27 protein-coding genes and 1 tRNA gene are annotated in these 26,022 nt (G+C 69.4%); 8 read left to right on the plus strand and 20 right to left on the minus strand.

Annotation, left to right across the window (positions count from 1 at the left end; genetic code table 11):
- Positions 1–10 precede the first annotated feature (10 nt).
- From ABZX02_RS32400 to ABZX02_RS32430, 7 genes are all read right to left on the minus strand, one after another.
- On the minus strand, positions 11–913 hold the full coding sequence (locus ABZX02_RS32400) for a DUF6339 family protein (RefSeq protein ID WP_355303884.1): 903 nt from the start codon (positions 911–913) through the stop codon (positions 11–13).
- Positions 913–1,893, minus strand: coding sequence for a hypothetical protein (locus tag ABZX02_RS32405; protein WP_355303886.1), 981 nt, complete (start codon positions 1,891–1,893; stop codon positions 913–915). Before ABZX02_RS32405 ends, ABZX02_RS32400 begins: the two co-directional genes overlap by 1 nt.
- A 3-nt stretch (positions 1,894–1,896) precedes the next feature.
- The gene (locus tag ABZX02_RS32410) at positions 1,897–3,984 is read right to left on the minus strand and encodes a helix-turn-helix transcriptional regulator (protein ID WP_355303888.1); all 2,088 of its coding nucleotides are present in this window, start codon (positions 3,982–3,984) and stop codon (positions 1,897–1,899) included.
- A 155-nt stretch (positions 3,985–4,139) separates the two neighbouring features.
- The gene (locus tag ABZX02_RS32415) at positions 4,140–4,562 is read right to left on the minus strand and encodes a very short patch repair endonuclease (RefSeq protein ID WP_355303890.1); all 423 of its coding nucleotides are present in this window, start codon (positions 4,560–4,562) and stop codon (positions 4,140–4,142) included.
- A 4-nt stretch (positions 4,563–4,566) separates the two neighbouring features.
- Positions 4,567–4,779 (minus strand): hypothetical protein, encoded by a 213-nt coding sequence (locus ABZX02_RS32420; RefSeq protein WP_355303892.1) that lies wholly within the window; start codon positions 4,777–4,779, stop codon positions 4,567–4,569.
- Positions 4,780–4,952: 173 nt separating this feature from the next.
- Positions 4,953–5,624, minus strand: a complete 672-nt coding sequence (locus ABZX02_RS32425; RefSeq protein WP_355303894.1) for a response regulator — start codon at positions 5,622–5,624, stop codon at positions 4,953–4,955.
- Positions 5,621–7,162 carry a sensor histidine kinase gene (locus ABZX02_RS32430; RefSeq protein ID WP_355303896.1) on the minus strand — a complete coding sequence of 514 codons (1,542 nt, stop codon included), beginning with the start codon at positions 7,160–7,162 and terminating at the stop codon, positions 5,621–5,623. Before ABZX02_RS32430 ends, ABZX02_RS32425 begins: the two co-directional genes overlap by 4 nt.
- Positions 7,163–7,334: 172 nt before the next feature.
- On the opposite strand from ABZX02_RS32430, the gene ABZX02_RS32435 reads away from it, so the two are divergent.
- The 3 genes from ABZX02_RS32435 to ABZX02_RS32445 are packed head-to-tail and all read left to right on the plus strand — an operon-like array spanning position 7,335 to position 10,286.
- Positions 7,335–8,309: a tripartite tricarboxylate transporter substrate binding protein gene (locus ABZX02_RS32435; protein ID WP_355303898.1), complete on the plus strand. Its 975-nt coding sequence runs from the start codon at positions 7,335–7,337 to the stop codon at positions 8,307–8,309.
- Entirely contained in the window at positions 8,306–8,797 is a 492-nt protein-coding gene (locus ABZX02_RS32440) for a tripartite tricarboxylate transporter TctB family protein (protein ID WP_355303900.1), read from the plus strand. The genes ABZX02_RS32435 and ABZX02_RS32440 overlap by 4 nt, the downstream gene beginning before the upstream one ends.
- Entirely contained in the window at positions 8,790–10,286 is a 1,497-nt protein-coding gene (locus tag ABZX02_RS32445; RefSeq protein WP_355303902.1) for a tripartite tricarboxylate transporter permease, read from the plus strand. Before ABZX02_RS32440 ends, ABZX02_RS32445 begins: the two co-directional genes overlap by 8 nt.
- On the opposite strand, the gene ABZX02_RS32450 is transcribed toward ABZX02_RS32445, so the two are convergent.
- Both ABZX02_RS32450 and ABZX02_RS32455 read right to left on the minus strand, forming a co-directional pair.
- Entirely contained in the window at positions 10,283–10,873 is a 591-nt protein-coding gene (locus ABZX02_RS32450; protein WP_355303904.1) for a TetR family transcriptional regulator, read from the minus strand. The genes ABZX02_RS32445 and ABZX02_RS32450 overlap by 4 nt on opposite strands.
- Positions 10,874–10,882: 9 nt before the next feature.
- Complete coding sequence (locus tag ABZX02_RS32455; protein ID WP_355303906.1) at positions 10,883–11,674, minus strand: SDR family oxidoreductase; 792 nt, start codon at positions 11,672–11,674, stop codon at positions 10,883–10,885.
- 111 nt (positions 11,675–11,785) lie between these two features.
- On the opposite strand from ABZX02_RS32455, the gene ABZX02_RS32460 reads away from it, so the two are divergent.
- Positions 11,786–12,142 (plus strand): helix-turn-helix transcriptional regulator, encoded by a 357-nt coding sequence (locus ABZX02_RS32460; RefSeq protein WP_355303908.1) that lies wholly within the window; start codon positions 11,786–11,788, stop codon positions 12,140–12,142.
- A gap of 4 nt (positions 12,143–12,146) precedes the next feature.
- Here ABZX02_RS32460 and ABZX02_RS32465 read toward each other — a convergent pair whose 3' ends face one another.
- The 7 genes from ABZX02_RS32465 to ABZX02_RS32495 form a co-directional block, all read right to left on the minus strand.
- Positions 12,147–12,737: an ATP-dependent Clp protease proteolytic subunit gene (locus ABZX02_RS32465; RefSeq protein ID WP_355303910.1), complete on the minus strand. Its 591-nt coding sequence runs from the start codon at positions 12,735–12,737 to the stop codon at positions 12,147–12,149.
- Positions 12,734–13,348 carry an ATP-dependent Clp protease proteolytic subunit gene (locus ABZX02_RS32470; protein WP_355303911.1) on the minus strand — a complete coding sequence of 205 codons (615 nt, stop codon included), beginning with the start codon at positions 13,346–13,348 and terminating at the stop codon, positions 12,734–12,736. The genes ABZX02_RS32465 and ABZX02_RS32470 overlap by 4 nt, the downstream gene beginning before the upstream one ends.
- Positions 13,349–13,405: 57 nt before the next feature.
- Positions 13,406–14,236 carry an SMP-30/gluconolactonase/LRE family protein gene (locus tag ABZX02_RS32475; protein ID WP_355303913.1) on the minus strand — a complete coding sequence of 277 codons (831 nt, stop codon included), beginning with the start codon at positions 14,234–14,236 and terminating at the stop codon, positions 13,406–13,408.
- Positions 14,233–15,138, minus strand: a complete 906-nt coding sequence (locus tag ABZX02_RS32480; protein ID WP_355303914.1) for a sugar kinase — start codon at positions 15,136–15,138, stop codon at positions 14,233–14,235. The genes ABZX02_RS32475 and ABZX02_RS32480 overlap by 4 nt, the downstream gene beginning before the upstream one ends.
- The gene (locus ABZX02_RS32485; protein WP_355303916.1) at positions 15,135–15,902 is read right to left on the minus strand and encodes a hypothetical protein; all 768 of its coding nucleotides are present in this window, start codon (positions 15,900–15,902) and stop codon (positions 15,135–15,137) included. The genes ABZX02_RS32480 and ABZX02_RS32485 overlap by 4 nt, the downstream gene beginning before the upstream one ends.
- 75 nt (positions 15,903–15,977) lie before the next feature.
- A complete protein-coding gene (locus ABZX02_RS32490) occupies positions 15,978–16,886 on the minus strand; it encodes a cellulose binding domain-containing protein (protein ID WP_355303918.1) in 909 nt (302 codons plus the stop codon).
- A 111-nt stretch (positions 16,887–16,997) separates the two neighbouring features.
- Positions 16,998–18,596, minus strand: a complete 1,599-nt coding sequence (locus ABZX02_RS32495; protein ID WP_355303920.1) for a LamG domain-containing protein — start codon at positions 18,594–18,596, stop codon at positions 16,998–17,000.
- A gap of 241 nt (positions 18,597–18,837) precedes the next feature.
- Here ABZX02_RS32495 and ABZX02_RS32500 point away from each other — a divergent pair.
- Positions 18,838–18,911 (plus strand) — tRNA-Leu (locus tag ABZX02_RS32500).
- 65 nt (positions 18,912–18,976) lie between these two features.
- Here the strand turns inward: ABZX02_RS32500 and ABZX02_RS32505 are convergent.
- Positions 18,977–19,258: a metal-sensitive transcriptional regulator gene (locus ABZX02_RS32505; RefSeq protein ID WP_090067635.1), complete on the minus strand. Its 282-nt coding sequence runs from the start codon at positions 19,256–19,258 to the stop codon at positions 18,977–18,979.
- Positions 19,259–19,582: 324 nt separating this feature from the next.
- Between ABZX02_RS32505 and ABZX02_RS32510 the strand changes: the two genes are divergently transcribed.
- Entirely contained in the window at positions 19,583–19,924 is a 342-nt protein-coding gene (locus tag ABZX02_RS32510) for an Lsr2 family protein (RefSeq protein ID WP_030476951.1), read from the plus strand.
- A gap of 110 nt (positions 19,925–20,034) precedes the next feature.
- Here ABZX02_RS32510 and pabB read toward each other — a convergent pair whose 3' ends face one another.
- The 3 genes from pabB to ABZX02_RS32525 all read right to left on the minus strand — a co-directional run bounded on the left by pabB (position 20,035) and on the right by ABZX02_RS32525 (position 23,453).
- Positions 20,035–22,020 (minus strand): aminodeoxychorismate synthase component I, encoded by a 1,986-nt coding sequence (pabB, locus tag ABZX02_RS32515; protein WP_355303924.1) that lies wholly within the window; start codon positions 22,018–22,020, stop codon positions 20,035–20,037.
- Between the two features lie 84 nt (positions 22,021–22,104).
- Positions 22,105–22,959 (minus strand): hypothetical protein, encoded by an 855-nt coding sequence (locus tag ABZX02_RS32520; protein ID WP_355303926.1) that lies wholly within the window; start codon positions 22,957–22,959, stop codon positions 22,105–22,107.
- Positions 22,956–23,453: a SigE family RNA polymerase sigma factor gene (locus tag ABZX02_RS32525; protein ID WP_355303928.1), complete on the minus strand. Its 498-nt coding sequence runs from the start codon at positions 23,451–23,453 to the stop codon at positions 22,956–22,958. Before ABZX02_RS32525 ends, ABZX02_RS32520 begins: the two co-directional genes overlap by 4 nt.
- A gap of 89 nt (positions 23,454–23,542) precedes the next feature.
- On the opposite strand from ABZX02_RS32525, the gene ABZX02_RS32530 reads away from it, so the two are divergent.
- Positions 23,543–24,727 (plus strand): metallophosphoesterase, encoded by a 1,185-nt coding sequence (locus ABZX02_RS32530; RefSeq protein ID WP_355303930.1) that lies wholly within the window; start codon positions 23,543–23,545, stop codon positions 24,725–24,727.
- 108 nt (positions 24,728–24,835) lie between these two features.
- Positions 24,836–26,002: a type III PLP-dependent enzyme gene (locus ABZX02_RS32535; protein ID WP_355303932.1), complete on the plus strand. Its 1,167-nt coding sequence runs from the start codon at positions 24,836–24,838 to the stop codon at positions 26,000–26,002.
- The last annotated feature ends 20 nt before the right edge of the window (positions 26,003–26,022 follow it).

Consider the following 26,022-nt stretch of genomic DNA (forward strand, 5'->3'; position numbering starts at 1 on the left):
CGGTCCCGAACTACTCACCGTCGTCCGACTCGTTCGCCACTTCTTTCCTGGCCCGAACGCGGCGAGGCGCCTCGGAGAGGAGCTTCTCGAACATCGGGACGAGAAGCTCGACAGCCGCCTTGTCCACCGCACCGTCGTCCGGACCATCCGGCAACCGATCCCACGGAACCTCCGGCGCGTACGCGGATTCGGCTATCCAATCGACGAGAGCGTCGTGAGAAACGAGCGCGTCCGCCGCGATCACGTCGAACACGAGCGTGCTTCCCGCCGCGTTCACCGCCTTGGACAGCGCGTTGATCAGGTCGGAGGGATTCGCCATCCTCTCGTCACGAATTCGCTGCACGATCCGAATGATCGCGGCGGCGGTCGGACGGTGATCGATGACGTCGAGGCGCATGACGCTGTTCACGACGTCCTGATAGGCGAACGACGTCTCGACAGGCCGGTAGTCGCTGCCGTCGCGGAACAGTTCGGCCGCCCACCACAGCCGGGCGAAGGTCTGCACGTAGTGAATGCCGCTGAACCTCGCCGCCTCCGCCACCCCGCGCTTCTCGCTCTTGTGCCGCCACACCACGTAGTCGGGTGCGACGAGCATCGCCAGGTAGTTCCAGAAACGATTGTTCGAGGCTTCCGCTCGGGTCATCCGCAAGGTGGCGTGCAGCCGCGGTGCGAGCCACCCGTCCGCCTTGCTCCGCTGGTCCTCGAACCTTCGCATCGCCTCGTCCACCAGCGCCCGCACGGGCTCGGCACGCCACCTCGGCTCGTTCTCCAGCAGATCGACCACCGACCTGCGCAGTCCGGCAGACGGGAACTCCTGGCCTGCCTGCATCGAGTGGCTGAGGTGCTTGGTCACGGCCGCGTCCGGGAGGAACCCGAGCACGGCCGGGTAGTCGACGACAGGTGCCCGGCTCATCAGAAGCCCGTCCTCTCCTCGCTCGCGGCCGTACGTACGGCCGTGGTCAACTTCCGGGCGATCTGGCTGCGCTTGCCCGCCGCGTACTGGATGTTCGTCTGCAGATCAGGCCAGCCGTCACCACTGGTGCGGCGGTCGTTGATCTCGTGCAGAGCATCGGTGAGTTGTCTGCCCGGCAACACGTCCGGCAGCATCATGCGCAGCACGGACTCCTTCCACCCAGTCGGCATGATCGGTGTGCCGTCCTCGTCCTCGTCGAGATGGCTCACCGAGGTGTGGAACATGGCGGTCCACACGTCCTGTGCCGTCTGGCTGGCAGCCATCTCGCGCAGCACCTTCTCGGCTGCGGACCCGCCGCTGCCGTTGTAGATCGCGATGAGTCCCTCGACAGCGGCCGTGTTCAGGTACACCGTCGGGATGTCGTCGTTGACGGTGTCGACCACCCAGGTGGAGTCCTTGAACGGCCGAAGCCACTCCTCCGGTCCCTCCCGGAAGTCGACCTGCACGACCTTGATCTGGCGTTGACGACGCGGAGCGGACTCCTTCAGGTCGACGTACCAGGGCCGGGTCGACTCGCCGATCGCACGCCCCGCGACGCCCCCGACTTCGGCGACCACCGCCAGGGACAGGACCGCTCGGCTCGAGTGCCTGCCGCGCACCAGTTCGATCTCGCCTTGCCAGGACCCGTCCCGTTGTCGGGTCAGGCGTGCGCTGGTCCGGGCGTTCGTCGCGCTCTCCGAAAGGACAGCCAGACACACGATGTCGGTCCACGCGGGGTCGGTGCTCGCCTGATCAGGCAACAACGCTTTCAGCTGCAACGTGGCCGCCTGCCACGAGCCGCGTTCCGCCTCGTGCAAGGCGACCACGTGGTCGGTCTTCGAGATCTGCGAGTAGGGGAGGTTCCTGCCGTCGACGGCGACCGAAACGACCTCGAGGGTCGCCGTGTCTCCGAAGGTCGGATAGGGAAGAAGAGGCTTCATGTCCTACCCCCGCGCCTTCTGGATGTCGATGATCAGGCCGGCCAGACTGCCGTGCACAGGGTGACTGGAGGGATCGGTGATGCCGGAGAAAGAGGCCGACTGGACACCGGGTTCGACGATCAGGTTGCCGTTCTCCTCACGACAGTTCGTCGTGGCGACGATCTCCTTCCAGAAGACCACCGCACGTCCCCCGGATCGCACGTCGAACTTCGCGACCGGCGTGAGTCGCCATTGGTCCGTCGCGTCGGGCAGCTTCAAGTCCACGCGGACGTTCCACGCTCCCGTGTCGTCCAACTGGCCCTTGACGCTGCGCACCGTGGGCACGCCCTGCGGCCGGCGGACTCCTACGGATCCGAATCCGTCCAGCCTCAACAGCTCCTGCAACACCGCAGGTCCATCACCTCGATTCGCCACGCGACGCCCGACCAGCTGCCGGACCGTCTTGTCGATCTCGACCCGGAACTCTCGGAGCCGACTCGCGGCACCACGTGCGTACAGGGCGGTCAGTTCCTCGGTGTACTCCCAGTTGGTGTGTTCCGGGGGTTCCGAGGCACGCAGGAACTGCTCCGCGAGTGCCACATCCCCGGCCCCTTCCGACACCGTGGCGTAGCCGGCGAGCAGCACCGCCTGGAAGCGAGTAGCGCCCAGCGGCAGCTCCCGCGGTCGCTTCCGCATCACAGTCATGCGATTCCCTCGCATGTACACCACGTCGTTCACTCGCTCGTCGTCGTCTTCGGCCGGCGTGACGAGGAGAACGGCGCGGTGCTCGCCACCGCTCTTCTTCGTCTTGTCCACCTTGTACGGCGGAATCACGAGCGTCACGTCGGCACGCGCCACCTGAACGCTCGACGTCAGCTCGTCGACCGTGTCACCGTCGAGGTAGGCCTGAAGCGCACGGCTCAAAGCGGCGTGCCGCACGCGCGGATCAACACGCTCCTCGTCGATGACGATGCTGCCGTTCTGCATCGTGACGACGGTGGCCTCCAGCAGTGGACCACCAGTGCGGCCGCCGATCATCGCGGCCCAAAAGCCGTCCGCCAGAGACCTCACCAGCTTCTCGTGCATCTCCTTCAGCGACGTGGCGTCCCCCGAAGCGTCGTGCGCGCCGACGATCAGGAAGGAGGTGCCTGCCTCGCCCGAGGAACGTTCGAGGTGGAGTTCACGAACCGTCTGCTCGTCAGCCCACCACGAACGAGAGACCCGCTCGCGGTTCGGTTCGGTGTCGGCCTGACCGAACCAGGCCGGTCCCGCGTAGGCCTCGCCGCCGACCTGCCTCCAGGGAAGGTCCACCCGCCCCACGACCCGTCGCGCGGTGTGCCCCTCGTAGGGATCGGACAGGGTCGAGTTGATGAGCACGAGACTGAAGCGGCTGGCTGCCCACAGGGTGACCTTGCCGAGACCGTACGATCCGCCCGCTTTCGCGCCGGACTCCTTGTGGCTGTCGAGCTGTCGGCGAACCACGGCGGTGTACCTGCCGTCGTCGTACTCGTGACCGGTGAGACCGGCCGCGTTGTAGTCGTCGACCCTCAGCAGGAGCAGCCTCCTGTTCTCGTCCAGGTCCTCGAGCGCGGCCTTGAGGCTGCGAGACACCTTCTGCCTCGTGTTGGCGGCCTCGTCGTAGTGCTCGCGAAGCTCGTCCCACTGAATCGCGGACAAGAACGCGTCGAGGTGATCACCGGTCAGCTCGTGCAGGGTGTAGCGAACGCGGACGGGCTTGCTCTTGCCGAACCGCTCGTCCAACGAGTTCTGCGTCGCCTCGCGTGCGAGCGCGGTGAGGTTGGCGTCGAACGCGAACGCAGCGGCGTTGCCGTACTCGCGACCGCCGTCCTTGTACGCGGACCTGTGGTGCCACTGAAGAGGCAGGGGCAGAGCGACATCGGTGCGGTTGTAGATCGACGCCGAGTCGGTGCCGAGGATCGCCGCGATCTTGCGTTGGGTGTCCGGTCGAGGCTCGGCGCGGTCGTTGATCCACGCTGACACAGCCGCCCTGGTGATCTTGAGCTCGTCCGCGAGCTGTGCCTGGGTCATGCCCGCTTTGCGGAGTTGTCGCCCCAACCAGGACCCGAACTTCTCCTCCTGCTGTGGACTCATCTCAGCCGCCGCCTCCAGTGCTCGGGCCGCCTGCGATAGGCGAGCCACGTCACACTATCAGCTGAATTTTGACTTGGCCATGAGAATCAAAATTCGGCATACAAGCTTCGCGCCTGTCCCCTGTCCGAGGGATATCGTCTCGGCCGTCGATCTCGCTACTTCGTCCTGCGACGACTCTCCACGGCCTCGCGCACGCGCCCCGCGGCGACTTCCACCGACTCGTGCTCCCAGATCCGTACGGCCAACCAACCTGCCTCGGCGAGACGAGCGTCGGTGTCGAGGTCGCGCTTGCGGTTGCCTTCGATCTTGTTCCGCCAGAACTCCGCGTTGTTCTTGGGCCAGGTCGCGTGCTCAGGACAGCCGTGCCAAAAGCACCCGTCCACGAACACCGCGACCTTCACCGCCGTGAACACCACATCCGCTTCCCGCCGCACGCCCTTCATCGGGCGCAGGTGCACTCGGTACCGCAGACCCGCCGCGTGCAGCGCCTGGCGCAAGGCGATCTCCACCTGCGTGTTCCGCGACTTCTGCCGGCTCATGCGGACTCTGGTTTGCTTGGTCGTTTCAAGGGACGCCACAAGCTCATTCTGTCTGGCGGCACCAGTAGGTCGCGCCGCCGTGCGTCACCTGGGCGTCGGTGGCGCAGGTTGTGTACGAGGCCCAGGCCGACCCGCCAGGGGAGGTCGTGATGGTGGACGTCGTGGTCGACATCGGCGGAGTGCCGGCACCGGGCGGCAGGTCGGCGGCGATGGCGTATCTGGTGCCACCGAAGGTGAAGGTGAAGTTCGACGGCATGGCGAACGGCTGCGGCGTCCCCGTGTCGAACGGATCGCGGCACGGGCGGCCCGCACCAACAGCAACAAACGCGGCATCGGGCCGATCACGCGGTTGCTCATGCCCCTCGTCGTGAAGACCTTCGGCGCCAAGGCGTTCACGAAGGACCAGGACTACCGCATCGACTGGGACGCTCAGGTCAGCCGGTAGCCGTGCGCCGGGCGGTTCGCCATGCCGTAGCGCGGCTGCACCTCCGCCTTGCCGATCGTCACCAGGTGCTCGAGGTACCGGCGGGCGCTCACGCGGGACAGCCCCGCCCGGTCCCCCACCTCCTGGGCCGACAGGTCGTTCTCGCTGTCCCGCAACGCGTCCGTCACGAGCCGCAGCGTCACGGCGGACAGGCCCTTGGGCATCGCGAGGGTGCGCGGCCGGTGGTGCATCAGCGAGTCGACCTCGTCCTGGTCCAGCACCTGTCCGAGCCGCTGCACCTCGATGCGCTGCGCCAGGTACTCGCGCATCCGGTCGAGGAACGCCGTGCGCGTGAACGGTTTGACGAGGTAGTTGTCGACACCGCGGGACATGGCCTGCCGCACGGTCTCGCGCTCGCGGGCCGCCGTCACCGCGATCACGTCCACCGGTGGTCCGCCGCGGGCGCGCAGCCGCGACAGCACCTCCAGCCCGGACATGTCGGGCAGGTGGATGTCGAGCAGCACCAGGTCGGGTCGCAGCGACTCCACGGCCCGCAACGCCTCCCCGCCGCGGTGCGCCTCACCGACCACCTCGAACTCCGGCATCGCCTCCAGGAACCCGCGGTGGATCGCCGCCACGGCGAAGTCGTCGTCAACCACGAGCGTCCGCACGCTCATCGGTTCCCCGTTTCCGGCAGCCACACGTCGAACGACGCGCCGCCGAGTTCCGAGTCGGTGATCGCCACCCGGCCGCTGCGCCGGGTCACCACCCTCGACACCAATGCAAGACCTATACCCCTGCCGTGCGCGCCCTGGACGTCCTTCGACGAAACACCCAGGTCGAAGATGCGGCCGCGTTGCGACTCCGCCACTCCCGGTCCGTCGTCGTCCACGACCACCCGCACCCCGCTCACCGACGACCGCACGAGCACCCGCACGGTTCCGCCGGTCTCCACGGCGTCGACCGCGTTGTCGACCAGGTTCCCCAGCACGGTCAACGCGTCGTCGCCCGCACGGATGTCGACGGAGCTGCCGGGATCCAGCCGGAGCTCCACTCCCCGTTCGTGCGCGGTGGAGGATTTTGCCAGCAACAACGCCGCGAGCGCGGGATCCGCGTTCGCTCCGTCGATGATGTCGGCCGTGACCGAGCCGGCGCCGCCGACCCGTTCGATGTAGGCGACGGCGTCCGCGCCCCGGTCGAGGTCGAGCAGGCCGCCGATGACGTGCAGGTGGTTGGAGAACTCGTGCGCCTGCGCGCGCAGGACCTCCGTGACCGTGCGCTGGCCGTCGAGCTCGCGCAACGCGTCGTGCAGCTCCGTCCGGTCGCGCAACGTCAGCACCACGCCGACCGCGCGTTCGTGCGTCTTGGCCGTCATCCGGTTCGCGACGAGGACCCGTTCCCCGGCGAGCACGAGCCGGTCCGCGACGTCGTCGTCGCCGCGGGCCAGGTCGAGCAGGCCGTCGTCGAGGACCTCCGCGGCCGGGCGTCCGCTCGGGTTCTCGTCGAGGCCCAGCAGCCGCATCGCCTCGTCGTTGACCAGCGCGAGCCGTTCCTTCTCGTCGACCGCGACCACGCCCTCGCGGATGCCGTGCAGCATCGCGTCGCGGGTCTCGAGCAGCTGCGCGATCTCGGCCGGTTCGAGCCGGAACGTCCGCCGGCGCACGTGCTGCGTGACCAGGGCGGCGCCGAGCACGCCGACCAGCGCGGCCGCGGCGAGCCAGCCGATCAGCTCCGGCAGGTCCTCGGCCAGGTCGTCGGAGAGCTGGCTCTCCAGGATGCCGACGGACGCCATGCCGATGATGCGGCCGCCGTCGGACCGGATCGGCACCTTGGCGCGCAACGACGTGCCGAGCGTGCCCGTCTCCGTGCCGACGAAGACCTCGCCGGACAACGCGGTGCTCGGGTCGGTCGACACGCGTTCGCCGATGCGCTTCGGGTCGGGGTGGGCGTAGCGGACGCCGTTGTGGTCGGTGACCACCACGTACGTCACGTTGGACGCCTTGCGGATGACCTCGGCCAGCGGCTGGATCGTCGCGGACGGGTCAACCGTGCCGAAGGCGTCGATCACCGTCGGTAGTCGCGCCACGCTCTCCGCCACCGACAGCATCCGGTCCTTGTAGGAGTCGCGGATCCGGTCGCTCTGCAGTTTGGCCGCGAGCAGCCCGGCCGCACAGGTGGTCATCAGCACGATGACCACCTGCAACGCCAGAAGCAAGGCTCCAAACGAAACAGATCGACGGAACATGGATGGAATTCTGACGCATCAGCTGTGAAACAGGTCACGAACTAAACGACCAATACGGAACTTACGACCTAACCCTTACGTGTGCACACAGCCGCTACCTAGCGTCCCCGCTCAACGTTCGCGACGAAGCGAGGAGTGCTCGATGGGTACGGCATGGAGACGAGCGGTGGCGGTGGCCGCCGCCGGACTGGTGCTCGCGGGATGCGGTCAGGGGGCGAAGAGCGCGAGCGGCGGTGACTCCATCGCGAAGCTGGAGATCATGGCGCCGGCCGACCCCGGTGGCGGCTGGGACCAGACGGCGCGGTCGATGCAGGCGGCGGTGCAGGGCGCCAAGCTCGCGAACTCGGTGCAGGTCACCAACGTCGGCGGCGCGGGCGGCACAGTCGGCCTGCAGAAGCTGCTGAACGAGCGCTCCGAGTCGTACCTGATGATCACCGGCCTGGTCATGGTCGGCGCGGTCGAGACCAACTCCTCGCCCGCCCGGCTGGAGGAGACCACGCCGATCGCCCGGCTGACGGCCGAGGACGAGGTCGTCGTCGTGCCGGCCGACTCGCCGCACAAGACGATCGACGACCTGCTCAACGCCGTGAACGAGAAGGGCAAGGGCGTCTCGATCACCGGCGGCTCGGCCGGCGGCACCGACCACATCCTCGCGGGCATGCTGCTCAAGGCGAAGAACATCGAGCCGTCCAAGCTGAACTACGTGCCGTACTCCGGTGGCGGCGAGTCGCTCGCGGCCCTGCTGGGCAAGAAGGTCGACGCGGGCATCTCCGGCGTCGGCGAGTACAAGGAGCAGATCAAGGCGGGCAAGCTGCGCGCGCTCGGCACGTCCGGCCCGAACCCGGTGCCCGACCTCAACGTGCCGACGTTCTCCGAGCTCGGCGTCGAGCTGATCAACTGGCGCGGCGTCGTGGCGCCGGCGTCGATCTCCGCCGAGGCCAAGCAGCGGCTGACCAAGCTCGTCACCGAGATGCACGCGAGCGAGCAGTGGAAGGCCGAGCTGTCCAAGAAGGGCTGGACGGACACGTTCCTCACCGGCAGCGAGTTCTCGACGTTCATGGCCAAGGAGATCGGCCGCGTGAAGCCCGCACTGCAGGACATCGGGCTCGTGAAGTGATCACGGCAAAAGTCGAGGAGTACGCGTTCGGCGGTCTGGTCGCGGCGGTCGGGGTCTTCACCCTGGTCGACGCGACCACGATCGCCGCGCGCGACGACAACGTCGTAGGACCGCGCGCGTTCCCTTACGCCGTGGGAGTTCTGCTTGTCGTCTCGGGCATCGTGGCGATCATCGCCACGGCGCGCGGGAAGCTCGGCCAGGCCGAGGAGGGTGAGGACGTCGACGAGAACGTCCGCACCGACTGGCTCACCGTGGCGAAGCTGGTTGCCGTGCTGATCGCGCACCTGGTGCTGATCGACCTGGTCGGCTGGCCGGTCGCGGCGGCGCTGCTGTTCTTCGGCGCGGCCTGGACGCTGGGCGCGACGTGGTGGCGGGCGCTGCCGATCGCGGTGGTGCTCGCGCTCGTCGTGCAGGTGGTGTTCGCGTACGGCCTGGGCCTGTCGCTGCCCGCCGGGATCTTCGAAGGGGTGCCGTTCCTCGATGGATAGCATCACCGCCCTCCTGGAGGGTTTCGCGACCGCCGCGCAGCCCGAGTACCTGCTCTACGCACTGCTGGGCGTCACGCTCGGCACGGCCGTCGGCGTGCTGCCGGGCATCGGACCGGCGATGACGGTGGCGTTGCTGCTGCCGCTCACCTACTCGCTCGACCCGACCGCGGCGCTGATCATCTTCGCCGGCATCTACTACGGCGGCATGTACGGCGGCTCGACGACGTCGATCCTGTTGAACACCCCGGGCGAGTCCGCGTCCATCGTGACCGCCTTGGAGGGCAACAAGATGGCGAAAGCCGGACGCGGTGCCGCCGCGCTCGCGACCGCCGCCATCGGCTCGTTCGTGGCGGGCACCATCGCCACGGTGCTGCTCACCCTGCTGGCGCCGACGATCGCGGACGTCGCGGTGCAGCTCGGCCCGGCGGACTACGTCGCGTTGATGGTGGTGGCGTTCACGACCGTGGCGGCACTGCTCGGCTCCTCGCCCGTGCGCGGCCTCGCGTCGTTGGGGCTCGGCCTGTTCATCGGCCTGATCGGCACGGACACGCTGACCGGGCAGCAGCGCTTCACGCTCGGCATCACGACCATGGCCGACGGCATCGACGTCGTCGTCGTGGCGGTCGGCGTGTTCGCGGTCGGCGAGGCGCTGTACGTGGCGTCGCGGCTGCGGCACGGACCCATCGAGGTCGTGCCGATCGGCGGGAAGTGGATGACGGGCGAGTTCTGGAAGCGCTCGTGGAAGCCCTGGCTGCGCGGCACGTTCATCGGGTTCCCGATCGGCACCGTGCCGGCCGGTGGCGCGGACGTGTCGACGTTCCTGTCGTACGCGGCGGAGAAGAAGCTCTCGAAGCGGCCGGAGGAGTTCGGCAAGGGCGCGATCGAGGGCGTGGCGGGTCCGGAGGCGGCCAACAACGCGGCGGCGGCGGGCGTGCTCGTGCCGTTGCTGACGCTCGGCCTGCCCACCACCGCCACGGCCGCGGTGATCGTGGCGGCGTTCCAGAGCTACGGCATCCAGCCGGGTCCGTTGCTGTTCACCAACAACGGCCCGATGGTGTGGGCGCTGATCGCGTCGCTCTACATCGGCAACGTCATGCTGCTCGTGCTGAACCTGCCGCTGGTGAAGATCTGGGTGAAGGTGCTGCAGATCCCGCGGCCGTACCTCTACGCGGGCATCCTGCTGTTCGCCGCGCTGGGCACCTACGCGGTGAACTTCGTGACGGACGACCTGATCGTGCTGCTGGTCATCGGTGTGATCGGCTTCTTCATGCGGCGCCACGGCTATCCGGTCGCGCCGCTGGTCGTCGGCCTGATCCTCGGGCCGATGGCGGAGGAGCAGGTCCGGCGCACGTTGCAGATCAGCGAGGGCGACCTGTCCGCGCTGGTGACGAGCCCGTTCGCGGCGATCGCCTACAGCGTCCTCGTGGTGCTGCTCGCGGTGGCGGTCGTGCTCCGGTTGCGCCGCAAGAAGTCCGAAGTGACTGTCTAACCGCGCACGGCGGCAAGCGCCTGTTCGTACAACTCGAACGCATCGGCCTTGCCGCCGTGCCGGACCCACAGTTCCGTGGCGGTGTCGACGCACGCGAACACCGTGGCGATGACGCCCATCGCGCGGGCGTCCGGGATCTCGCCGGACTCGATGCCCATCCTCTTCTCGATCGCGGGCACGAGGGAGCGCTGCCACTTCAGCCGCTTCTCGAAGTACCTGGACCGCAGCGACGCGTTCGTGAAGATCAGCCCGGAGATCTCGAGCACCCGCTCCGGCGAGTGGTCCGAGGCGGTGAGGATCGTGGTGAACCCGGCCCGCAGCGCGTCCCACGTGGACACTTCGGGAGCCTGCGCCTCGACGGTCGCGACCAGCAGTTCGCCCAGCGCCTCCTGCTCGCCGCAGACCAGGTCCTCCTTGGACCCGAAGTAGCGGAACAGCGACCGCTGCGACACCCCCGCCTTCGCGGCGACCTGGGCCATCGTCGTCGCCTCGTACCCCTGCTCCGCGAACAGGTTCAGCGCCGTCTCGACGATCTCGGCGACCACGGCCTGCCGCGACCGGTCCCACAACGTCGACGGCTTCTCCATGACCTCACTCTAGCTCTGCCGGACCATCCGGCCGATCATCCGCGCGCCCATCGCGCGGGAGGCGAAGTGCCGTCCCGCGAACGCCAGCACGCGGTTCAGCCGGCCCGAGATCACCCCGACCGGCGTGACCCGGCGGTCCAGCGCGCGCATCGCGGTCGCGACCACCTCCTGGGCGGTCTGCATGCGCGTGCCCCCGGCCATGTCCTCGCTGCCGGCGACGTCGAAGAACTCGGTGCGCGTCGCGCCGGGCGAGAGCGCCATGACGCGCAGGCCGGTGCCGCGCGACTCGACCCACAGCCCTTCGGTGAAGCTCACGACGAACGCCTTCGTCGCGCCGTAGACCGACGACCACGGCGTGCCCTGGTACGCGGCCATGCTCGCCACGTTCACGAGGAAGCCGTGACCGTTGGCGCGCAACGGTTCGATGAACGCCCTGCTGATCTCGACCACGGCGTTGACGTCGACCGCGACCTCCTGCCGCAGCCGTTCGGGGTCCTCCTCGTGGAACGCCCCGAAGTTCCCGAACCCGGCGTTGTTGACGAGGCTCGTGACGCCGAACGCGGCGACCTCCTCGGCCAGCCGCGCGCCGATGCCCGGCTGGGCCAGGTCCGCGGCCACGACGTGCACCGTCGCGCCGTGCGCGGACCGCAGCCGCTCGGCCAGCTCCTCCAGCCTGTCCTTGCGGCGCGCGACCAGCACGAGGCTCGATCCGCGTGCCGCCAACTGGCGCGCGAACTCCGCGCCGATGCCCGAACTCGCGCCGGTGACCAGCACCGTCTGCTTCCCGAAGTCGACTCCCATGCCGACACCGTACGCCAGCTTGGCAGTCACTGCCAACCTGTCTTCAGCTGACGGTTCTGCTCGTGGCAGAACCGCCCATCGCACCGGCCGGGGTGCTGTCACGATGACGGCATGGCGGAGATCCTGGACTTCACCCGGAACCCGGAGCCCCTCTGGCGTGAAGCCCTGGGGCGCAAGCTGCGGGAGAGGCGCGAGGAGCGCGGCGACCGCCTCGTCGACGTGGCCGAGCGGGCGGGCATCTCGGTGCAGTACCTGTCCGAGATCGAACGCGGCCGCAAGGAGCCGTCGAGCGAGATGATCGCGGCGGTCGCCGGGGCGCTCGGCGTCGACCTGGCCGACCTGCTGATCGGGATCGCCGGCCAGGTCCGGCACCTGCGGGTCCAGCAGGCCCGCCACTTCCACACGTCGCGCCCGACGGGACGGCCGTCCGGTCCGGTGGCGATGGCCGGAGCGCTGCTCGCCGCCTAGAGGTTCACGGCCGCTGGTCCAGCACCTGGTCCACCAGCCCGTACTCGACGGCGCCCTGCGCGTCGAACACGCGGTCCCGGTCGGTGTCGTGGCGCAGTTCGGCCACGGTCCGGCCGGTGTGGCGGGCGAGGATCGCCTCCAGCTGCGTGCGCACCCGCACCACCTCGTCCGCCGCGAGGATGAGGTCCGGGATCGTGCCCCGCCCCTGCGCCGCCGGCTGGTGCAGCACGACGCGGGAGTGCGGCAGCACGGACCGGCGTCCCTCCGCGCCCGCCGCCAGCAGCACCGCTCCCGCCGCGACGGCCTGGCCCACGCACGTCGTGGCGACCGGTGCCTTGATGTAGCGCATGGTGTCGTAGAGCGCGAGCATCGCCGCGGGGTCGCCGCCCTCGCAGTTGATGTAGAGGTTGATCTCGAGGTCCGGGTTGTCGGCCTCGAGGTGGAAGAGCTGCGCGATCAGCGCGTTGGCGACGCCGGAGTCGATTCCCGTGCCCAGGTAGACGATCCGCTCGGACAGCAGGTGCGAGTAGACGTCCATGATCCGCTCGCCGCGCGCGTCCCGCGTGACGACGTTGGGGATGGTGTAGGTGCTCATGCCACGGCTCCCGAGTGCAGTCCCAGCTTGTGCATGCGGACGGGCACGACCTGCCCGAGGTCGCTCACGACGTGGTCGATGAACCCGTACTCGCGGGCCTGCTCGGTCGTGAACCACCTGTCGTGCAACGAGTCCGTGAAGATCCGGTCGAACGGCTGCCCGGTGTCCTGCGCGATCAGCCCGAGCACGGTGTCGCGGGTGTAGCGCAGGTCGTCGGCCTGCACCTCCACCTCGACCGCGGACCCGCCGATGCCCGCACTCCCCTGGTGCATCAGGATCCTGGCGTGCGGCAGCGCGAACCGCTTGCCCGGCGTCCCCGCCGACAGCAGGAACTGCCCGGCGCTGCAGGCGAGGCCGAGCGCGAGCGTCGCCACGTCGCACGGCACGAGCCGCATCACGTCGCGGATGGCGAGCATCGACGGCACCGAACCACCCGGCGAGTTGATCCACAACGCGATGTCCTGCCGGGGGTCCTCGCTCGCGAGCGACAGCATCTGCGTCGCGAGCACCGTGCCGTTGTCGTCGTCGAGGGCGCCGTCGAGAATCAGCACCCGCTGACCGAAGAACCGTTCTCGCAGCCCTGGGCTGAAGAGCTTCTCGCTGTTCGTCATGGCACCGACGATGCCTTTCCGCGCCGCCGGACCGCCGCTTTCTCTGCTGTGGGCGGATCAGCTCACAGCAGGGACGAACTCGGCGGCGGGCAGGCCGGGCACGTCGACGTCGGCCGCGAACAGCGCGCCGTCGTGCAGCGAGGGGCGGCGCAGGCCGTAGGCGGCGGTGGTGACGAAGAGCCTGCTCAGGTCCGGTCCGCCGAGGCAGACGCTGGTGGGCTGGCGGGCGGGCAGCGTGATCTCCCGGTCCAGCCGGCCGTCCGCGCGGTACCGCCGCACGACGGACGCGCCCCAGAACGCGATCCAGACGTTGCCCGCGACGTCGGTGGTCATGCCGTCCGGCGTGTGGTGCGGGGTGTGCAGGAAGACGCGGCGGGCACCCAGTTCGCCGTCGACGTCGACCTCGAAGCGGTGCACCACACCGCGTGCGCTGTCGGCGAGGTACATCAGCCCGCCGTCCGGGGAGAACGCCGGGCCGTTCGGGATCGTCAGTCCTTTGAGGACGGGTGCGCCCGCGCCGAGGCGGTGCAGCGCTCCGGTGCCGGGTTCGGTGTCGTAGGTCATCGTCGTGACCCAGAACCGGCCGGCGGGGTCGGCCACCGCGTCGTTGACCCTCGTGCCCTCGCCCGAGAACGACTCCCGCAGCGGCCCGCCCAGCAGTCCCGCGCCGGTGCCGGACGCGGCGATCAGCCGGTCGCCGCCGCGCACCGGGGCGACCGCGCCGACGGGCACGGGCAGGGCCGCGATCTCCTGGAACGGCGCGGGAACGTCGCCGCGGGTGGCCAGCACGCGACCGGCCAGGAGGTCGACGCAGACCAGCCTGCCGCCGATCCAGCGCGCGCCCTCGCCGAGCTCGAGCCGCTCGTAGTTCCACTGCGTCAACGTCATCGGACGGTGCTCCCCGAGTGCAGGTCCAGCAGGTCCAGGTCGGTGCGGGCGGGCAGGCCCTGCCAGTCGCCCGGTGTCGCGACGGCGAACGCGGCCACGGCGGTGCCGCGCCGCAGTCTCTCCTCGGCGTCGAGCCCGTCGAGGAGACCGGACAGGTAGCCCGCCACGAACGCGTCGCCCGCGCCGGTGGTGTCGGCGACGGTGACGCGGTGCGCGGCGGCGGACCAGGAGCCGTCCGGTGTGCGCACGGTGGCACCGTCCGCGCCGTGCTTGACCACGACCTCGGGCACCCGGTGGTCGCCCGCGATCGGGAGCTCGTCGTCGGAGGCGATCAGCACGTCCACCCCGGCGAGCAACGGCCGGATCACCTCCGCCGCCTCGGTCGCGGACCACAGCTTCGACCGGAAGTTGACGTCGAGGCTGACGGCGCTGCCCGCCTCGCGGCCGAGCCCGATCGCCTCCGTGACGGCGGCGAGTGCCGTGCCGCTCAACGCCGGCGTGATGCCGGTGACGTGCACGACGCGCGGGACGCCGAGGTCGAACGCCCGCCGCACGTCCTCTGTGGACAGCGTCGAGCCGGCGGAACTGCGGCGGTGGTAGAGGACGCGGGTGATGTCGGCGGTCCGCGGTTCGAAGAGGACCAGGCCCGTGCTCGCGTCCGGCGTGATCCGGGCGGCCGCGATGTCCACCCCTTCGGCCAGCAGCGTGCGGCGGACGAGCGAGCCGATCTCGTCGGCGCCCGTCACCCCGGTCCAGCGCACGGCGTGGCCGAGGCGCGCGAGCCCGATGGCCACGTTCGACTCCGCGCCCGCGACGGTGAGCTCCGCGGTCCCTCCCAGGCGGAACGGCCCGGCGGCGCGGAACGCCCCCATGGTCTCGCCCAGGGTGAGCACGTCGGTCATCGCGGTCCTCCTGCGAGAGCGGTGATCGTGAGGCGCCAGCGCACCGCACCGGAGGCGGGGACGACCGCCACCGGACGGGTGCGGTCCTGCCGGTCGAACGTGCGGCCGATCATGGGTTCCACGCCGATGCTGCGGTAGGGCTCGCCGTCCGGCCAGCCCTTCAGGTTGCGCCACAAGGCGATCGACACGGGTTGGTCCGCGCACTCGACGCGGAGGTCGAGGAACTGGTCGCCGTCGACCACCCTGATCTGCCCGCGTTCGAGCACCGCGCCCGTGGCCGTGCCGTCGTCGGGCCCGAGCGAGTCGAGGCCGGCGGGCCACTCGCACGGCACCGGAACCGGGTCGGTGACGAGCACGGGAGTGCCGGCGGGAGCGTCCAGCCGGGCGTCCTGGCCGACGTCGAGCAACGCGTGCGCCGCCCACACGAACCGGTAACCGGGTTCGGCGGACAGCTCGTAGTCGACGACGACCGCGCCGTTCTCGCACGTCAGCGACCGGGTGAGCGCGAAGTCGGGGCAGTCGACGCCGGTGCGGTGCCACGGCCTGCTCCACGCGTCACCGTGGTCCGGCAGCCCGCGCACCGTGGGCACGCACTCCTCCAGGCCGCCCGCGTCGACGAACGGCGAGCCCGGGGACACCTCGGCCCGTGCCGGATCGGCCCGGTGCCAGAGCCACTCGCGGTCGGCCGTGCGCAGCGACGTCCAGCGTCCGCCGAGGCCGTGGTCGACCTCGACGGACAGCGGCACCACCCTCGCCACCTGCACGGTTCACCCTCGACAAGATCAATCAGCAGTTAATTACTAATTTATCTTGCCACGGGTGGCCGCCAAGGCCAACTGTCAGCCGGTCGTGCAGGCCGTTCCGTTGAGGGTGAACGAGGCGGGCGCGCCGTTGCGGCCGCGCGACGACCCGAGGAACCCGATCTCCACCTGACCGCGCGACGGGATCGACCTGGTGTGCTCGGCGGGGGTGGCGGTGACGGCCGAGCCCCGTTGCGACGCGGACGCGTTCCACATCTGCCGCACCGTCTGCCCGTCGGCGAACGACCACTTCAACGACCAGCCGTTGACCGCCGCCGCACCGGTGTTGCGGATCGTGATCTTCGCCTGGAACCCGCCGTCCCACTCGCCCTCGAGCCGGTAGGCCACCGCGCACGCCGGCGCCGGCGGCGAGGACGTCGTGGTCGTCACGACCGGAGGGGGCGGCGTGGTCGTGGGAGCGGCCGCCGACGACTCGGCGCGCTGCTGGGTGGTCGTCGTGGTGGTGGTCGGCGTGGCGTCCATGCCGTTGCACGGCGCACCCCACAGACCGCGATCCTCCCGTGCGGCACCGAGTTCGGCCTCGGCGAGCACGCCGGCGGCGTGCTGTGCGCGCAGCACGCCCTCCTGCACGGCGAGCAACGCGTAGTCGGTGCCGTCCTCGAGCCGCAGGTTGACCTCACCGGGCGTGAGCGCGCTGACGCGGACGGCCTTGGCCAGCAACAGCTTCTCGGCGAACGTGCGCGCGGCGGCGGCCCAGCAGTCCGCGGGCTCCGCCAGCAGCGAGAGCTGGACGCGCTCACCGGTGTCGAGCTCGACCGTGCGGCCGTCGACCACCTCGCGCACGACGGCCGGCACGTCACCGCGCGAGTCGTTGACCAACGTCGGCTGCCGCACCTGGACCGGTGCGGCGACGGGACGAGAAGGCCCCTCGGCCGCACACGCGCACGTGAGAAGAACAAGCAGAAAGGACAAGGACTTCCGCAACACCAGGGGACTCCCGCACACGTTCACGCAACCTGCACGACCGTAGCGCTCCCCGAGCGCCGCTCACATCCGCCAATCGGCCTTGATCAACGGACCTGAGCGGCTCCGCGGGTCCTACCTGACCACTCCCTGCAGCGTCTGGAGCTCGTCGACCCCGCCGCGGAACGACTCACCGACGACCAGCACACCGTCGGAGTTCCAGCCGGTCACCCGCGCGACACTGCTCTTCTGCACGTCGGCGGTGTCGTCGTGACCGACCGAGAGGCTCAACGTGCGCGCGCTCGCGTCGTACGTGGCGACGAGGTGCGTCCACCTGCCCGCGACCGCGTCTCCCTTGGCCCGCCACACCTTCGTCGGGTTCGCCGAGGCGTCCGGCATCTCGGCGCTCCACTGAGCACCGTCGTACCGCAACGTGAACGGGTCCACTCCGGACGGACCGCGCTGCGCGACGACCACACCCGGCACACCGGTGCCGTCGAGCTTCGCCCACACGTCGACCGTGAACGACTGGTCGGTGTACAGCACGGCCTCGCTCGTGCGGACCGACGCGGTGCCACCGCCGAACGCGAGCCCGGTGCCACCATGCCCGGCCCCGTACGCCACGTCACCGGTGAAGGTCGCGATGTCGTGCGCGTACGGCGAGGAGTCGGTGGCGAACCTGCCGCCTCCGTCGTTGAACAGCCAGTACCCGACCCTGGCGGCGCCGGTCAGCTCGCGCACCTCTCGCGGGGTGACGGCGCGGTTCCACACCACCAGCTCGGTCAGCTCGCCACGCCACGCCTCGGCGGCCACGCCCGAGCGCAGGGCCTTGCCGATCCACAGCTCACCGCCGGCCGCGAAGCCCTTCTTCACGACCGGGACGTTCTCCTGTGCCACACCGTCGACGTACAGCCGCACCTCGCCGCTCACGTCGTCGTAGGTCCCGGTCAGGTGCGTCCACACACCTGGCACCGCCCTGGCCACAGAGCGCACGGTCCGCTGCGCGGATCCCAGCGCGTCCTTCTCGGCGACCGCGAACGTCCACCGCAGGGTGTCGGCGTCGTACCCGAGCCGGAACGCCGACTCCACGGCTCCCTGCTGACTCACGGCGGTGCGGTCCGCGGAGCCGTCGGTGAGCCGGACCCACGCGGACACCGTGATGCCCTGCGTCGTGTCGAGCACCTTCGCCGTCGTCGCCCCGGTGGCCACGTCGCCGTCGAACCCGACCGTCGCCGGCCCGCCGACCGTCCGCCCGGCCCTGGCCACGTCGACCCCGGTGAGCGTCAGGTCGTGCCCGTTGCCCGACGAGTCCGACGCGGGGTCGTCCTCCCAGGCGAACCACTGCGCCTCCTGGGCCCTCGGCGCCGCCACGGAGAAGTCGAACCTGCTGCGCGTCGCGGCTCCCGAGCTGTCGACCGCGTCGACGTAAAGCGACTTGGGTCCGGCCTCGGCAGGCGCCCACCGCACCGGCGTCCCCGGCGCGACCTCGGCGACGGGGAAGTCGGTGAACCCCCACCGGAACTTCACGACGTCGGCCGAAGCGCTCGCGAACAGGAACGTGTCCTCGACCCCGATCCCACCGCACCCCTCGGGCGCGCACCCGGAGGTCCTGTACACCGACGACGTGTAGGTGGGCGCCTCAGGAGCGGCCACCGCCACCGGTACCGCCACACCCTGCGACAACGCCACCACGACCACGCCGACCCCGACGCGCACACCGAATAGCCGTCTCACCGCAATGCCCCCAGCAATCCGCGCGCGCCCCCCGACAACACGCGAACGTCAATAAGCGCCGGAAGCCTTACACGCAAACCCCGCCCTCACAACAGAATTCACCGATTCCACATTGGAATGGGACGGACGGGCGGCGGGCCGGCCACCCGGATCAGGGGGCGGGGGCACCACGCCGCGACCCGCGTCCCGGGGTCCCCTGGAGAAACCGGTTGGGGAGATCCGCTACAGTTCATCCTGCTACGCCCCCGTAGCCCAATCGGCAGAGGCAGCGGACTCAAAATCCGTCCAGTGTGCGTTCGAGTCGCACCGGGGGCACGATCATCGGGCGAGGTATGCCGGCGGAAACCGCGGGCAGCACCTCGCCCGTCGTGTTTTCCGGCCTAGGACTTGACCAGCCTGCCGATGGCCGCCGACGCCTCTGCCAGCTTCTCCTCCGCGACGGCCCCGCCTTCGGCCGCGGCCTGCGCGACACAATGCTTGAGGTGCTCGTCGAGCAACCCCAGCGACACCGCTTGCAGCGCCTTCGTGGCGGCGGAGATCTGGGTGAGGACGTCGATGCAGTATTCGTCGTTCTCGACCATGCGCTGGAGACCGCGGATCTGTCCCTCGATGCGGCGCAGTCGCTTGAGGTATGCGTCCTTGTCCGCGGTGTACCCGTGCATCGGCTCCTGACCTTCCCTACCCCTGGCGGGTATGTCGAGGATACCCGCACCGGATGGGGGTGCGTTATGTGCGGCGCTGCTCCGTCAGCGGGAATGGGGAAGCGTCCGGCAAGCCCAGCAACGGCCCGAAGTGAGACGTCCAGCACCACATTTTGGACCCATAACACCCGTGTGGTTTACCGGGTAAATGCCCCGACCGGGCGGTTGGGGTCACATTTTAGCGGCGAAAGGTTCGCCGTTTTTCCTCGTGTGTACTACGGTGTTGTCGAAGCACGTGGTTACGTCGAGGATCCGCGTGCTATGTGAGTACCCAACGGAGGAACAGTGGCACAGCAGACCGTCGTCCAACTCATCGACGACCTCGACGGCGGAGAAGCCGACGAGACCGTGACCTTCGCACTTGACGGTGTCGAGTACGCCATCGACCTGTCGAAGGGAAATGCGGAGCGGCTTCGCGAGTCGCTGGCGGACTTCGTCGGCAAGGCTCGCCGCGCGGGTGGCCGCAAGCAGCGCAAGGGCACCGGCAAGTCCACGGTCAAGGCCACCGACAAGGCTGAGGCGCAGCGCATTCGCGACTGGGCTCGCGCGCAGGGGCACCAGATCTCGGACCGCGGCCGCATTCCGCAGAACCTGGTCGTGCAGTTCCAGGAAGCACACGCCTCCTGACCTGGGCCGACACGCGAGGTTTCCACACGTCGGCCGGTGCTCCGGCCGACGTGTTAAACCCTTCGATCCTCCTCATCCCGGTTCGTTCACACTATCCCCGGAACGCCGGATCAACGGCCCGGAAAGTGCGCTCCGAACAGGCGTGACACCGCAGTGGCCTTGACCGCTGTCTCCTCGAATTCCTCGTCCGGGTCGGACAGCGAGATCACCGCTCCGCCCACCCCGAAACTCACCTGGTCGCCGTTGCCGACCAGCGTTCGGATGACGATGCTGAAGTCGGCTGCTCCGTTGAGCGAGAAGTAACCGAGCGCTCCCGAGTACACCCCACGTGGACCGGCTTCCAGCCCATCAAGGATCTGCATGGTCCGGATCTTCGGCGCACCGGTCATCGATCCTCCGGGAAACGCGGCTCGAACACATCGGACAGCAGAACTGTCCGGCCGAAGTCGTGCCCGCACGGTGCTCACCAATTGGTGCACGGTCGCGTAGGTCTCGACGTCGAACAACCGCGTCACCTCGACCGAACCCACTTCCGCGCACGTGCCGAGATCGTTGCGGACGAGGTCCACGATCATCAGGTTCTCCGCGCGGTCCTTGACCGATCGCGCCAACGTTGTGCGCAACATCTCGTCGTCGGCCGCATCAACACCTCGGGGCCTCGTCCCCTTGATCGGCGATGACTCGACGACGCCATCTCGATCCACCTTGATAAATCGTTCGGGTGACGTACTGAGCACGGACAGGTCACCGAAACGCAGCAACGCCCCGAACGGAACGGGATTTGCGGTACGAAGCAACCGATACGTATCCCACGGGTCGAGCGAGGCGCGCCACGACATCATGTTGGTCAAGCACGCCTCGTAGGTCTCCCCCGCCGTGATCGCCTCCTGGCACGCGCCGATCAACTTGAGGTAGTGCGCGCGCGGATGGCGCAACGTCACCTCGGACACGACCGGCCGGGACGGTTCCGGCAACGGCGCGAGCCGGGACAGCACTGCGGACACCTCGCCGAACCAGTCGTCGTCGGTCAGCGACAGCAAGTAGACGCATTCCTCGGCGTGGTCGACGACCACGGCGCGGTCCGCGAACACGAACGACGCGTCCGGCTGTTCCGCGCGGTGGGCGAAGTCGCCGCCGCACTCCGCCTTCAGCTCGTAGCCGAGGTAGCCGACCCAGCCCAGCGCGAAGTCGAACGGCACGTCGGGCTGCTCGACGGCGTGCGCCGCGACGTCGTCGTCGAGCCAGGAGAAGAACGAGGGGCAGGGCCTCGGCACGCCGTCGAGCGTGAGCACCTGGTCCTGCACGGAGTACTGCGCGACGCGGGCGAGCGGCCCCGAGGCGTCACCCAGGAACGAGAACCTGCCGCCGGTGCCGCTGTCCAGCCAGAACGCGGTCCCAGAAGCCCCGTGGAGCGCCGCGAACGCCCGTTCCGCGTCGACGGCCGCGGCGAGCTTGCGGACGTGCACAGTGCGCTTCTGAGGCGTTGGGCGAACCAGCACGGGTTCCGGCACGGCGGCGGTCCTCGTCGGGGTCAACGCGGCGAAGTTGGCGAGCATCTCGCGGCCGAACTCCGTGCAGATCGACTCGGGGTGGAACTGCACGCCCCACGCGGGCCGGTCGAGCGCGCGCACCCCCATCAGCACGCCGTCGTCGCTCCACGCGACCGCCTCCAGCTCAGGAGGCAGCTCGGTGACGGCCAGCGAGTGGTAGCGCACGACGTCGAACGGCGAGGGCAGGCCGGCGAACACGTCGACGCCCGTGTGCGTGACCGGGGAGACGATCCCGTGGCGCGGCACGGGTGCGGGGCCCACGACGGCGCCGTACGACAGGCACAACCCCTGGTGCCCCAGGCACACGCCCAGCAACGGGATCTCGGCGTGGTCGATCACCGCGCGGCAGATGCCGAAGTCGGCGGGGTTGCCGGGCCGGCCGGGGCCGGGCGAGATCACCACGTGGTCGAACGACCGCAGTGAGGACAGCCGGAAGCGCGGGTCGTCGTTGTGGACGACCACGGGCTCGGCACCGTTCACCTCGGCGAGGTGCTGGAAGAGGTTGAACGTGAACGAGTCGTAGTTGTCGATGAGCAGCGTCCGCATTGCAGGACGGCACTCTACCTGCAAAAACACCCGAAATGAGCAACGAGAGAGGGCGGCCACACAACGTGACCGCCCTCTGCGTTCCTAGCTACCGAGCAGGAACTTCGGATCCGCCGCCAGCGCCGCCAGCTGCGGCATCAGGAACGGCTGCTGGTCGAGGGCCGGGTAGCCGCTGTAGCGGTACTCGTCCTCCTGCGTCACCGTCACGGTCCAGCCGTTGGGGGCGCGGTAGGACGCCGACATGCCGGTGCCCAGGTCGGGGCTCGCGGGAGAGGCGACCCCGACCCCCTTCCCCGCGACCTCGACGACCTTGCACTCCGCCTTGTCCTGACCCTGCATCCTCTTGGCCAGCGCGCACGGGTCGGTCGGCAACCTCGGGTCCGGCGTCGACACGTTCACCGTCAGCTGACCCACCTTCTCGCCCTTGCGCACGGGCACGTACGCCGTGTACAGCCAGACCTCGGGCGACTCACCCTTGTTCGACGACACCTGCGCCTGGGCGCGCAGCATGCCGCCGTGCATCGCCGTGTCCAGGTACTTCAGGTCCGGCGCCTCGTACCCGGCCGGGAGGGACGCCTTGGCCAGTTCGAGCAACTGCGTGCCGCGGTCGGCCTGCGGGCCGTTGGTGGCCGTCCGGTCGGACTGCCCCACCGGCCACTCGTCACCCCACTGCGTGTCGGGCAGCCCCGGCTTCGAACTGCTGCTGCTCGGCCCCGCGCCTATGAGGGCGTCCTTCGTCCCCCGCGGGTTCAGCGCGAACGCCGACCCGAGACCGACGCCGACGACCAGCACGGCGACCACGGCACCGGTGACGGACGCCCTGCGCTTGGACCGGGCCTTGTGCGCCCGGTCGAGCGCGACCCCCGGATCCATCGCGGGCGGCGGGCTGCTCGCCACCACCACGTCCTGGAAAGCCCTCTTCAGGTCCTCTTCGTTCATCGAACCCTCTCCTGCTGTGAGAGCAGGCCGCGCAGCGTCTGCAGCCCCCGCGCGGCCTGGCTCTTTACGGTTCCCTCCGAACACTTGAGGACAGCGGCCGTCTGCTCGACGGACATGTCCTCCCAGTACCGCAGGACGAGGCACGCACGCTGCTTCGGAGGCACCTTCGCCAGCGCCTCCAGCAGCACCATCCGTTCCTCGGGGTACGCGCCTGGCGGAGCGGCCGAGTCCGACAGGTCGTCCGTGGCCGACTCGAACCGGAACCACCCGCGCCGTCGCTCGGACAGGAACGTCCGCACCACGATCTGCCGGGTGTAGGCGTCCAGCGCCTCGTGCCGCTCGACCCGCCTCCACGCCAGGTAGAGCTTCGTGAAGGCCTGCTGCACGAGGTCTTCCGCGCGATGCCAGTCGCCGCACAGCAGGTATGCCGTGCCGCGCATGGCGTCGGAACGGGCCGCGAAGTACTCCTGGAACGCGGCGTCCCGATCACTCATCAGGTTTCCCCCTATCTGCGGTGCCGGGTTAGTCACGCCACCTGGGGCCTGGCGGGTTGCATGCCGTTCGCGAAACGCATACTGATGTCGTGATTTTCCTTTTGCTCCTCGGCGTCCCCGTCGCGTTGGGCCATTTGTACCTGTGGCGGCGGCTGGTCGTGGACACGACGCGCCCCCGCACGCTGGGACGGCGCATCGGCGGCGTGGCGGTCGTCGCCGCGTTCCTGGTGCTGATGAGCGCCCTGGTCGTGACGCGCCGGGTGCCGCCGGAGTACGGGAAGTTCTTCGCCTGGCCCGGCTTCATCTGGCTCGCCGTGCTCTTCTACCTGGCGATCGCGCTCGGCGTCGCGGAGGTCCCGCGCCGGATCCTGCTGCGGCGCGCCTCCGCCGCCCCGATGCCCGTCGCCGCGGGCGCGGCACCCGCCGAACCGGTCGAGGTCGTGCCCGACCCGTCGCGCCGGCTGTTCATCTCGCGCTCGGTCGCGATCGGTTCCGGCCTCGCCGCCGGCGGTGTCGTCGGGTACGGCATGACGCAGGCGCTCGGCGACCCGCAGCTGCTGAACGTGCCGGTGACGCTGGACAAGCTGCAGAAGTCCCTGTCGGGGTTCCGGATCGCGGTCGTGAGCGACATCCACCTCGGACCGCTGCTCGGGCGTTCGCACACCGAGCGGATCGTGCGGATCATCAACGAGCAGCAGGCCGACCTCGTCGCGATCGTCGGCGACCTGGTGGACGGCACCGTCGCCGAGCTGGGCGAGGCCGCGGCGCCGTTGCGCGACCTGGTTTCGAAACACGGCAGCTTCTTCGTCACCGGCAACCACGAGTACTTCTCCGGTCACGAGCAGTGGATCGCGGAGCTCGACCGGCTCGGCGTGAACCCGTTGCGCAACGAGGGGTTGACCGTCGCCGGCGGCATCGAGGTCGTGGGCGTGAACGACGTCACCGGCCGGTCGTACGACGACGGCCCGGACTTCGGCAAGGCCCTCGCGGGGCGGAACTCCGCCAACCCGGTGGTCCTGCTGTCACACCAGCCGGTGCAGGTCACCGACGCCTCTTCACACGGCGTCGACCTCCAGTTGTCCGGTCATACACACGGTGGACAGATGGTGCCGTTCAACTTCCTTGTGCCGCTGCAGCAACCCAGCACCGCCGGGTTGTCGAAGGTGGACGACACCTGGCTCTACACCAGTCGTGGCGCGGGTTTCTGGGGTCCGCCGGTGCGCGTGGGCGCGCCCCCGGACATCACGATGATCGAGCTGCGTTCTGCTGGGTAAATCACACTCGCCTGGACTGGCTTGCGCACTTGCGGTGTCCAGGCCGTAGAGTGGACGGCCGTGCCCGCGTGCAGACCGCGAGGCGGATGAAGGGGGACCCCTGGGGAAATGACGGAGAGCTTCGCCGTTGATCGGCGCAACGAGGCAGAGGCTCGTATTCGGCGTTTCCTGGACCAGGAGAACCCGTCGACACCATGTCTGGTGATCGACCTCGAGACGATTCGCGGGCGCTACCAGGCGATTCGCGCGGCACTGCCGTCCGTCGACATCTACTACGCCGTCAAGTCGAACCCCGAGTCCGACGTGGTCGGCACGCTCGTCGAGCAGGGTGCGCACTTCGACGTGGCGTCCCCCGCGGAGATCGACCTGTGCCTGGCGCGCGGCGCCGCGCCGTCGTCGATCTCCTACAGCAACCCCATCAAGAAGGCCGCGGACATCGCCTACGCGTACTCACGCGGGGTGCGGATGTTCGTGTCCGACAGCGAACAGGACGTCCGGTTCGTCGCCGAGCACGCGCCCGGTTCGTCCGTGCTCATGCGGATTCTTGTCCACAGCAAGGGTTCCACGTACCCGTTCGGCAACAAGTTCGGTTGCGATCCGGAGATGGCGACGGATCTCTTGCGGCTGGCGCACGAACTGGGGCTCGTTCCTCTCGGCGTCGCGTTCCACGCGGGCTCGCAACAACTCTCCACGCAGGGCTGGGACTCCGGCATCGCCGACGCGGCGCTGATCGCCGCGAAGCTGCGCGCCGAGGGCATCGAGACCACGACGGTGAACCTGGGCGGCGGGCTGCCGGCCGTGTACCAGGAGTCGACGCCCTCGCTGGACGACTTCGGCGCCGCCATCGAGGCCTCGATCGCACGGCACTTCGGTGCCGCACGCCCCAGGGTGATGATCGAACCGGGCCGGGCGGTCTCCGCCGAGGCCGGGATGATCCGCTCGTCCGTCGTGCTGGTGTCGCGGAAGTCCTATTCGGACGAACGCCGCTGGGTGTACATCGACATCGGCCGCTACCAGGGCCTGGCCGAGACCGAGGGCGAGGCGATCGCGTACGCGCTGCGGACCTCGCGCGACGGCGGGCCGGTGGGCCCGGTCGTGCTGGCCGGTCCGACCTGCGACGCGGACGACGTGATCTACCAGCACACGCGGTACGACCTGCCGCTCGACCTGAGGGCCGGTGACCACGTGGACATCCTCCACGCGGGCGCCTACACCTCCTCCTATTCGTCCGTGTGCTTCAACGGCTTCCCGCCGTTGGCCACGTACTGCGTCTAAGACCGTTTGCACATCACATA

The sequence above is a fragment of the Lentzea sp. NPDC003310 genome (genome assembly GCF_040610935.1).
In the GTDB taxonomy this organism is placed as follows: Bacteria; Actinomycetota; Actinomycetes; order Mycobacteriales; family Pseudonocardiaceae; genus Lentzea.